This window comes from Martelella sp. UBA3392, from assembly GCF_002358775.1.
Classification (GTDB): Bacteria; Pseudomonadota; Alphaproteobacteria; order Rhizobiales; family Rhizobiaceae; genus Martelella; species Martelella mediterranea.
This window is the reverse complement of the sequence record NZ_DEPM01000130.1, coordinates 1-9024: the sequence shown is the minus strand read 5'-3', so window position 1 is coordinate 9024 and position 9024 is coordinate 1. Positions and strand designations below refer to the sequence as shown.

At 61.8% G+C, this 9024-nt stretch carries 7 protein-coding genes; 5 read left to right on the top strand and 2 right to left on the bottom strand.

Annotated elements, in window-relative coordinates; translation table 11 throughout:
* Nucleotides 1-76 precede the first annotated feature (76 nt).
* Complete coding sequence (locus B4E36_RS09715; RefSeq protein ID WP_345900294.1) at nt 77-727, bottom strand: LysE family translocator; 651 nt, start codon at nt 725-727, stop codon at nt 77-79.
* Between the two features lie 131 nt (nt 728-858).
* On the opposite strand from B4E36_RS09715, the gene B4E36_RS09710 reads away from it, so the two are divergent.
* The 5 genes from B4E36_RS09710 (at nt 859) to B4E36_RS09690 (ending at nt 8478) form a co-directional block, all read left to right on the top strand.
* Nucleotides 859-1818, top strand: coding sequence for a phosphoribosylaminoimidazolesuccinocarboxamide synthase (locus B4E36_RS09710; RefSeq protein WP_345900293.1), 960 nt, complete (start codon nt 859-861; stop codon nt 1816-1818).
* Entirely contained in the window at nt 1818-2420 is a 603-nt protein-coding gene (locus B4E36_RS09705; RefSeq protein WP_345900292.1) for a TetR/AcrR family transcriptional regulator, read from the top strand. The genes B4E36_RS09710 and B4E36_RS09705 overlap by 1 nt, the downstream gene beginning before the upstream one ends.
* Nucleotides 2421-2565: 145 nt before the next feature.
* Nucleotides 2566-3801 carry an efflux RND transporter periplasmic adaptor subunit gene (locus tag B4E36_RS09700; protein WP_345900291.1) on the top strand — a complete coding sequence of 412 codons (1236 nt, stop codon included), beginning with the start codon at nt 2566-2568 and terminating at the stop codon, nt 3799-3801.
* 48 nt (nt 3802-3849) lie between these two features.
* Nucleotides 3850-6984, top strand: coding sequence for an efflux RND transporter permease subunit (locus B4E36_RS09695; protein ID WP_018065646.1), 3135 nt, complete (start codon nt 3850-3852; stop codon nt 6982-6984).
* 96 nt (nt 6985-7080) lie between these two features.
* Nucleotides 7081-8478 carry an efflux transporter outer membrane subunit gene (locus B4E36_RS09690; protein ID WP_345900290.1) on the top strand — a complete coding sequence of 466 codons (1398 nt, stop codon included), beginning with the start codon at nt 7081-7083 and terminating at the stop codon, nt 8476-8478.
* Between the two features lie 9 nt (nt 8479-8487).
* On the opposite strand, the gene B4E36_RS09685 is transcribed toward B4E36_RS09690, so the two are convergent.
* A partial coding sequence (locus B4E36_RS09685) for a P1 family peptidase (protein WP_345900289.1) occupies nt 8488-9024 on the bottom strand: 537 nt, incomplete at its 5' end.

Here is a 9024-nt window from a genome sequence, read left to right as displayed (position 1 = left end):
ATCTCTCCCCTCCGGGGCGAGAAGTTTTGGGGGCTGTGCGGCGAGGTGTCGTCGTGCTCGGGCCGCGCTTTTGATCTCACCGCGCCTGCGTCAGCAAGATCTTCACCGCAAACAGCGAAAACACGCCGGCGAACAGGTAGTCGATGGCGCGCAGCACCCGTTTGTGCGCCATCAGCCAGCCGGAGAGCCGGTGGGCGGCGATGACGATGGCGATCGTCGGCAGGATGGCGACGGTGATGAAGGTGAAGCCGAGGAAGAGCAGCTTGCCGGTCACGTTCGGATCGCTCGGCGTCACGAATTGCGGCAGGAAGGTCATGAAGAAGATGATGACCTTGGGGTTCAGAAGATTGACCCAGAAGCCGTTCGCCATCGCCGCCTTCAGCGAGCCGCGCCTGCGCTCCGGCCGCGCCTCAGCCTCCAGCACGAAATTATTGCCCTTGCGGATCGCCATCACCGCGATCCAGAGCAGATAGGCCGCACCCCCACTCTTCAGGATGAAGAAGGCGGTGGGCGAGGCGATGATCAGGGCGGAGACGCCGAAGGCGACCAGGATCGTGTGGACGCAGATGCCGAGATTGGTGCCGACAAGCACCATCAGCCCGGCGGCTCGACCCTCCCTCAGCGCCTTGCTGATCGACAGCGTCATGTCGGGGCCGGGGGTAAGCGCCAGAAGCAGCGTTGCGGCGGAAAAGGCGAGGAGAACGGGAAGCGACGGGATGAAATCCATGGGACACCTGCATGAGGGTGGCGGACCCTCATTGTGATTGCCGACGAGGTTAACAATCTGTAATGAGGGCGGTGAGGCTTTGCAAGATTCCACACTTTGCGGCAGGGCCGAAAACAGGGAAGGGATTGTTCTTGCGCGTTCTCGATGAAGCCTTTTTTCCGGAATTGCCGAATTACTATCGCGGCAAGGTCAGGGAAAACTACGATCTGCCGGATGGCCGGCGGATCATCATCACCACCGACCGCATCAGCGCGTTCGACCGGGTGCTGGCTTCGATACCGCACAAGGGCGCGATCCTGACCCAGATCGCCCGGTTCTGGTTCGAGGAAACCGCCGATATCGCCGCCAACCACGTGGTCGCCTATCCCGATCCGAATGTCGTGGTCGGCAAAAGGCTTGATATCCTGCCGGTCGAGATCATCGTGCGCGGCTATCTCGCCGGCACCACCGACACCTCGATCCTGACCCGCTACAAGCGCGGCGAACGGACGATCTACGGCATCACCTTTCCCGATGGCATGCGCGACAATGAAGCGCTGCCCGCGCCGATCATCACGCCCACCAGCAAGGCCTTCGACGGCGGTCATGACGAGCCGCTGACGGCGGCCGAGATCGTCGAAAAGGGACTGCTGACTGAGGCCGAGTGGGACGAGGTCTCGTCGACGGCGCTGAAGCTTTTTGCGCGCGGACAGGAAATCGCGGCGAAACGGGGGCTGATCCTCGCCGACACCAAATACGAATTCGGCAAGGATGCCGACGGCAATATCCTGCTTGCCGATGAAATCCATACGCCTGATTCGAGCCGCTACTGGATGGCGGAAAGCTATGGGCGGCGGTTTTCGGCGGGCGAACGGCCGGAAAGTTTCGACAAGGACTTCATCCGCTCCTGGGTGGTGGCGCGCTGCGACCCCTACAAGGACCCGATTCCGGAGATTCCCGAAGATGTCGTGCTGGCGGCGTCGGACGTCTATGCCCGGGCGTTCGAGATGATCACCGGCAAGCCGTTTGTCGCCGATGAAAGCGGCGACAGCGTGAAGGCGCGGATCCGCGCCAATCTGCAGGCCTATTATCCCGATGGGGACTGGGGCTGATGCGAAGGCCACGGCGAAGCGGCGCGGAAACACGGGAAGCGATCCTTGCGACCGCCGAACGTCTGTTCCGCGCGCGCGGTTTTGCCGCCGTGTCGATCGCCGATATCGCCGCCGAACTCGATATGTCGCCGGCCAATGTATTCAAGCACTTCAAGAGCAAGCTGACGCTTGGCCGGGCAATTGCCTATCGCCATGGTCGCAGGCTTGCCGAGCGCTGCAGCATCGAGGATTCATCGGGAACGCCCGACGAGAAGCTGAAGCTTTTCCTCTCACGGCTCGCGCGCGAACATGTCTGCGACAAGCTGGAGAATCAGTATCTTTTCGAAATGATCCCGCTGGTGCTCGAGGATCCCGCCAAGGGCGGCAGAATCTATCGCCGGCTCGTCGAGGACAAGCTCTGCGCCCTGATCGCCGAAGCCATGGAGGACGGAATATATCGCCCGGGCGATCCGGCGCGCGATGCCGGGGTGATCGTCGACATGCTGGCAAGCGTGCTCCACCCGAAGATGTTGCATTGCGTTGATCCCGAAGCGCTTTCGGACAAGACGGCGCTGATCATCGATCTGATCGACAGCGGACTGAAATACCGAGTTGCAAAGTGATGATTTCTGATATACGTCACTTTGACCGTTATGAGGCAGCCAACCTCATTCCGATCACATGTGTGGCAGATATGTTGTTTCCTGCCACGTTTAGACTGTGTTAAGAAAACGACCATTGTTCATTTTCTATTCTGGATAGGTGCCCATGCTGTCGCGCAAGCTTCCGATCGCTGCCTTTACCGTTCTCGCATTCGCGCTCGGCGCTTGCAGTGATGATGGCAAGAACCAACAGGCCGGTCAGCAGCCGCCGCCGCCGAAGGTTGGCGTTATCACGATGTCGGAGCAGACGGTGCCGTTGACCACGACACTGCCGGCGCGGGCGGTTGCCTATCAATATGCCGAGATTCGCCCGCAGGTGACCGGCATCATCACCAACAAGGCCTTCAAGGACGGCGCCCTGGTGGAAGCCGGCGATCTGCTCTACGAGATCGAGCAGGACACTTACGAGGCTTCTCTCGCGTCCGCGCAGGCCAATCTCGACAAGGCCAATGCAGCCGTTCCGGGCGCCAAGGAAAACTACGAGCGCTATCAGCGGATCGTGAACACCGGCGCCACCGAGATCCAGGTGACCGATGCCAAGACCCGTTACGACACCGCGCTTGCGGATGTCAGCGCGGCCAAGGCGGCTGTAAAATCGGCGCAGATCAACCTCGATCACACAAAGATTACCGCGCCGTTCGGTGGCGTTCTCGGCGTGTCCAACGTTTCGGTCGGCAACCTCGCCTCGCCGTCGTCCTCGACCCCGCTGGTTGATCTCAACCAGCTCGATCCGATCTATGTCGACATGTACGAATCAGCCGGGCAGGTGCTTTCGGCCACCGGCAAATATTCCGATTTCAAATCGGAGAGCGACCTTTCCAAGGTCAAGGTCAATGTCCAGCTTGATGACGGCAGCACCTATGACGTGACCGGCAATCTGGACGTTTCGGCGCGCACGGTCGACCAGTCGACCGGCACGGTGAACCTGCGCGCCATCTTCGACAATCCGGATCATGTCCTGCTGCCCGGCATGTTCGTGCGTGCCACGCTGACGGTTGCCGAGGAACAGGGCTATCTCATCCCGCAGCTCGCCGCCCAGATCGAGGCCGGCGGCAAGGTTTCGGCGATGTTCGTGACCTCCGATAACAAGGTCGAGACGCGGGTCTTCGACGAGGTGATGGTCTCCAACAATTCCTGGCTGGTGCAGAAGAACGTCTCGGACGGCGACCGTCTGATCGTCGACGGCTTCCAGTCGCTCGTGGGCGGGGTGACCGATGTCACGCCGGTGCCGGCGAAAATCAATGATAAGGGCGTCGTTGTCGATGACACGTCGGGTTCTTCCGGCGGCTCTTCGAGCGGTGGTTCATCAAGCGCTGCAGGATCAACAGGCGGAAATGGCTGAGCGCAAGGCTTGTGCAGGCACCGGAACCAAGCGCTCGAGGTATGATTAATGGCTAATTTCTTTATCAACAGACCCGTTTTCGCCTGGGTGATCGCCATTGTGATCATGCTGATCGGCGGGCTTGGCATTTCCCAGCTACCCATTTCGCAATATCCGCAGATCGCGCCGACCACGATTTCGCTCTCCGCCAGCTATCCGGGCGCGAGCGCGAGAACGGTCGAAACCACGGTGACCAACGTCATCGAAGACGGCCTGACCGGCTTCGATGACATGCTCTACCTCACCTCGACGTCATCGCCCGGCCTGTCGCAGATTTCGGTGATCTTCGGGCCCGGCATCGATCCGGAAATCGCGCAGGTCGAGGTGCAGAACAAGCTGCAGCTCGTGCAGCCCCAGCTTCCCGACGTGGTGCGCAATCTCGGCATCACCGTCAGCCGTTCGTCCTCCAGCTTCCTGATGGTTGTCGCGCTGACCGACAGCAGCGGCCAGTATTCCGCCGCCGACCTCGGCAACATCATCGACAGCTCGATCAATGACAGCATCGCGCGCCTTGAAGGCGTCGGCAGCGTTCAGGGGTTCTATACGCCCTATGCCATGCGCGTCTGGCTCGATCCCTACAAGCTCAACCAGTACAATCTGACGGTTGCCGATGTTTCCAACGCCATCCAGGCGCAGAACCAGCAGGTTGCCGTCGGCGATATCGGCGGCAATCCCTCCGTCGAGGGCCAACAGCTCAGTATTACCGCGGTTTCGGCCACCCAGCTCGAAAACGTGACGGAGTTCGAGAACATCATCCTGAAGTCGACCGAGAACGGCGCGACCGTCACGCTTTCGGATGTCGGCAGGGTCGAGCTTGGCCAGCAATACTACCAGTTCTACACCTATTATAACGGCCTGCCCGCGGCGGGCTTCGCGATCGAGCTTGCCAATGGCGCCAATGCGATCGACACCTCGAAAGCGGTGACCGATTTCATGGACTCCATCAAGCCGTCGCTGCCGCAGGGCGTCGATGTGATCTACCCCTACGACACCACGCCCTTCGTCGAACTGTCGATCGAGCAGGTGGTGCACACCCTGTTCGAGGCGATCGTGCTGGTGTTCGTGGTCCTGCTGGTGTTCCTGCAGAACCTGCGCGCGACGCTGATCGCAACGCTTGTCGTGCCCGTCGTGCTGCTCGGCGCCTTCGGCGTGCTCGCCTTTGCCGGCTTCTCGATCAACACGCTCACCATGTTCGCCATGGTGCTGGCGATCGGCCTATTGGTGGATGACGCGATCGTCGTCGTCGAGAACGTCGAGCGAATCATGCATGAGGATGGTTTGCCGCCGAAGGAGGCAACGCAGAAGTCCATGGGCGAGATCCAGGGCGCGCTGATCGGCATTGTCATGGTGCTGACGGCGGTGTTCATTCCCATGGCGTTCATCGGCGGCTCGACCGGCATCATCTACCGTCAGTTCTCGATCACGATCGTGGCGGCGATGATCCTGTCGGTTATGGTGGCGATGATCTTCACCCCGGCGCTGTGCGCGACCCTGCTCAAGCCCGTCGATCCGACCAAGAAGGATCGCGGACTTTCGGGCTATTTCAATCGCGGCTTCGAACGCGTGACCAATGGCTATATCCACGGCGTCGCGCTCATGCTCAGGTGGCTGATCCCGGTTTTCGCGGTTTTCGCCGTCCTGCTTTTCGGGGTCTATCACTATTTCACGCAGCTTCCCGAATCCTTCCTTCCCGATGAGGACCAGGGCTCGCTGTTCGTGATCGTCAATCTCCCGACCGGAGCGACGACGGAGCGAACCGGTGCCGTCACGGAGCAGGTGGGCGCCTATTTCCGCAACCAGGAAAAGGACGCCGTGGAAGCCGTGTTCACGGTTCTGGGCTTCTCCTTCGCCGGTCAGGGCCAGAACTACGCCATGGCCTTCATCGAGCTGAAGCCGTTCGACGACAGAACGGACAAGAACCTGACCGCGGCCGCCGTGGCCCAGCGCGCCAACGGCTATTTCTACATGAATGTGCGTGATGCTCAGGTCTATGTGGTGCAGCCGCCGTCGATCCCCGGCCTCGGCCAGTCCACCGGCTGGACCGGTTATGTCGTCGACAGCGGCAATCAGGGCCAGGAGGCGACGCTTGCGGTTACCAACCGGATCATCCGGCAGATGAATCAGGGCGGCATAGCCGCGCAGGTTCGCACCGATACCCAGCCGGACGAAACCCAGCTCAAGATCGCGATCGACGATCAGAAGGCAGGCGCATATGGCGTGAGCATCGCCGAAGCAACGGGCATGCTATCAACCATCTACGCCGGCTCGAACATCAACAACTTCACGCTCGACGACAAGGTGAAGAAGGTCTACGTGCAGGGCGATACGCCCTACCGCATGCAACCGGAGGACATCTATCGCTGGTATGCCCGCAATCTCAGCGGTGACATGGTGCCGTTCTCCGCCTTCACCGATATCGAATGGACCACGGGCGCGCCTTCGCTGGCGCATTACAACGGCAACTCCGCCGTTGATATCCAGGGCGGAACCCAGCCGGGCTTTGCCTCCGGACAGGCCATGAACCAGCTCGTCGACATGGTGGATCAGACGCCCGGCGGCTTCACCGTCGCCTGGACCGACATGTCGCTGCAGCAGGTGATCTCCGGCAATGAGGTGACGTATCTCTACATGATCTCGGTGCTGTTCGTGTTCCTCTGCCTTGCCGCGCTTTATGAAAGCTGGAGCATTCCGTTCGCTGTGATCCTCGCGGTTCCGGTCGGGATTCTCGGCGCGGTTCTGGCGGCGAACTTGCGTGGCATGGAGAATGACATCTACTTCAAGGTCGGCATGCTAACCACAATGGGCCTGGCCGCGAAGAATGCCATTCTGATCGTGGAGTTCGCGCGCGAGCAGAGCGAGAAGGGCGATTCGCTTTACGACGCCACCCTTCATGCCGCCCGCATGCGTCTGAGACCAATCATCATGACCTCGCTCGCCTTCATCCTCGGCGTTACGCCGCTGGTGCTGGCGACGGGAGCCGGTTCGGCTGCGCAGAATGCCATCGGCACGGCCGTGTTCGGCGGCATGCTGGCGGCAACCACCCTTGGCATCTTCTTCGTTCCCTCGTTCTTCGTCGCCGTGTGCCGCATCATGGGCATCGGCAAGAAGGACCAGAAAGCGGCAGAAGAGCAACAGGTGGTTTAAAACCGGGTTAACCATATTGCGCCGGGCCCGGCCCGGCGCTTACTAATAGGCCGTTGGTCCGCAGCGCGGATCAGCCGAACTGACAGGATATTTCAGATGTTGTTGCGCCGTATTGCATCCGTTCCGCTGCTCATGGTTTTCCTGTCCGGCTGTGTTGTCGGGCCGGATTATGTGGCGCCGACAGCGGCGTTGCCGGACAAGTTCAGCGAAGGCAGCAGCCAGCCGGTCGGCGATGTGACCGATGTTGCCTGGTGGAGCGCATTCAACGACCCGCTGCTGACAGGCTATGTCCAGCAGGGCATGGTGCAGAACCTTTCCGTGCTTCAGGCGCTCGAGAGGATTGTTCAGGCCGAGACCAATGTCGTGAGCGCGACGGCGGGGGCCTATCCGCAGGTCAACCTCAACGGTTCGGATACGGTCGGGGCTTCCGGCGGCGACGGCGCCTCGGCCCAGTCGCGCAAGATCACCAACACCTTCGGCGGATCGGTTCCGGTGTCCTGGGTGCTCGATCTGTTTGGCCTTTATGCCCGTTCCGGCGAGGCAGCCCTCGACCAGCTCGACGCCGCCTATGCCAGCGCCGATGTCGCCAAGCTCACCCTGATCTCGCAACTGATCGACGCCTATATCTCCGCCCGGCTCTATCAGGAGCGTCTGGCGATCGCGCGCTCCAACCTCAACAGCCGGCGCGAAACCCTACGTCTCACCCAGTTCCAGCTGGACGCGGGCGCCGCGTCCCGGCTCGACGTGGTGCAGTCGGAAGGCCTGGTGAACGCGCAGCTTTCCACGATCCCGCAGCTTGAGGCCGATTATCGCAAGCAGGTTTACGCGCTGTCGACGCTGATGGGGCTTCCGGCCGCCACGCTGATCGACCAGATGAACAAGGTGAAGCCGATCCCGGTGGCGAAGGCGCGCCTTGCTTCCGGCGTTCCCGCCGACCTGATCAGGAACCGGCCCGATATTCGCGGCGCTGAACGCAGTCTGGCTGCTGCCACCGCCAATATCGGCGTCGCCGAGGCCCAGCTTTATCCGTCGATTTCGCTCGGCGGCACGATCCAGGCCAGCGTCTCGGGCAGCTCGCTCGGCAATGCCGGCATGTCCTCCTGGTCGTTCGGTCCGACGCTCAACCTGCCGATCTTCGACGGCGGTGCGCTCAGGGCCAATGTGACAAAATCGGAATCGCAGGCGCGCGAGGCCTATCTCGCCTGGAAGCAGACTGTGCTCAACGCGGTGCAGGAAGTCGAATCCGCGCTGGCGCAGGTCACCCGCGATGGCCGCACCGTGGCATCGCTGCGGGCGACGGTCGCCTCCTATCGTGATGCCCTGTCGCTTTCCACCTCGAGCTACAAGGACGGCGCGATCTCGCTGCTGGACGTGCTCGATGCCCAGCGCGCGGTCTCCGATGCGGAAGCCAATCTCGCCAATGCGATCGCACAGCAGGCCAGCGATTTCGTCGCGCTGAACGTGGCGATCGGCGGCGGTTACGCCGCGCAGTAGAAAGCGGCGTCAGCGCCGCTCGTATTTTTCCTTCCAGCTAATAAGCGCTCCCCCCTGGGGGAGCGTTTTCGCTTCATAGACGCCGCGCGCGATCGCCCGCGCCATCGTGCTCGCCGCCAGCATGCAAATTTCGGCGAAGGCAAAATCATCCGGTGCGGCCTTTTCGCAGATCGCCGCCGACAACACCGTGTCGCCGTCGAAGGGCAGATGCGCCGGCTGGATCGCCCGGGCGAGCCCATCATGGGCCATCACGGCGAGACGATGGCATTGCTGCTTTGAAAGCCGAGCGTCGGTGGCCACCACGCCGATCGTCGTCGCGGTGGTCGGCCCGCCCTTGATGGCGAGACGATGGGCATCCTCCGGCACGGCTGCGGGCAGGCCGCGACCGCCGAACTCGCCGTCGCGCTCCAGGCTGCCTGCCCAGAAATACGGGCCGTCGCCCATGGTCACGCTGCCCATGGCATTGACGGCCGCCAGCGCCGCCACGGTGAAGCCCGCTTCGCTGACGGCGCTCGCGGAACCGAGCCCGCCCTTCAGATTGACCGT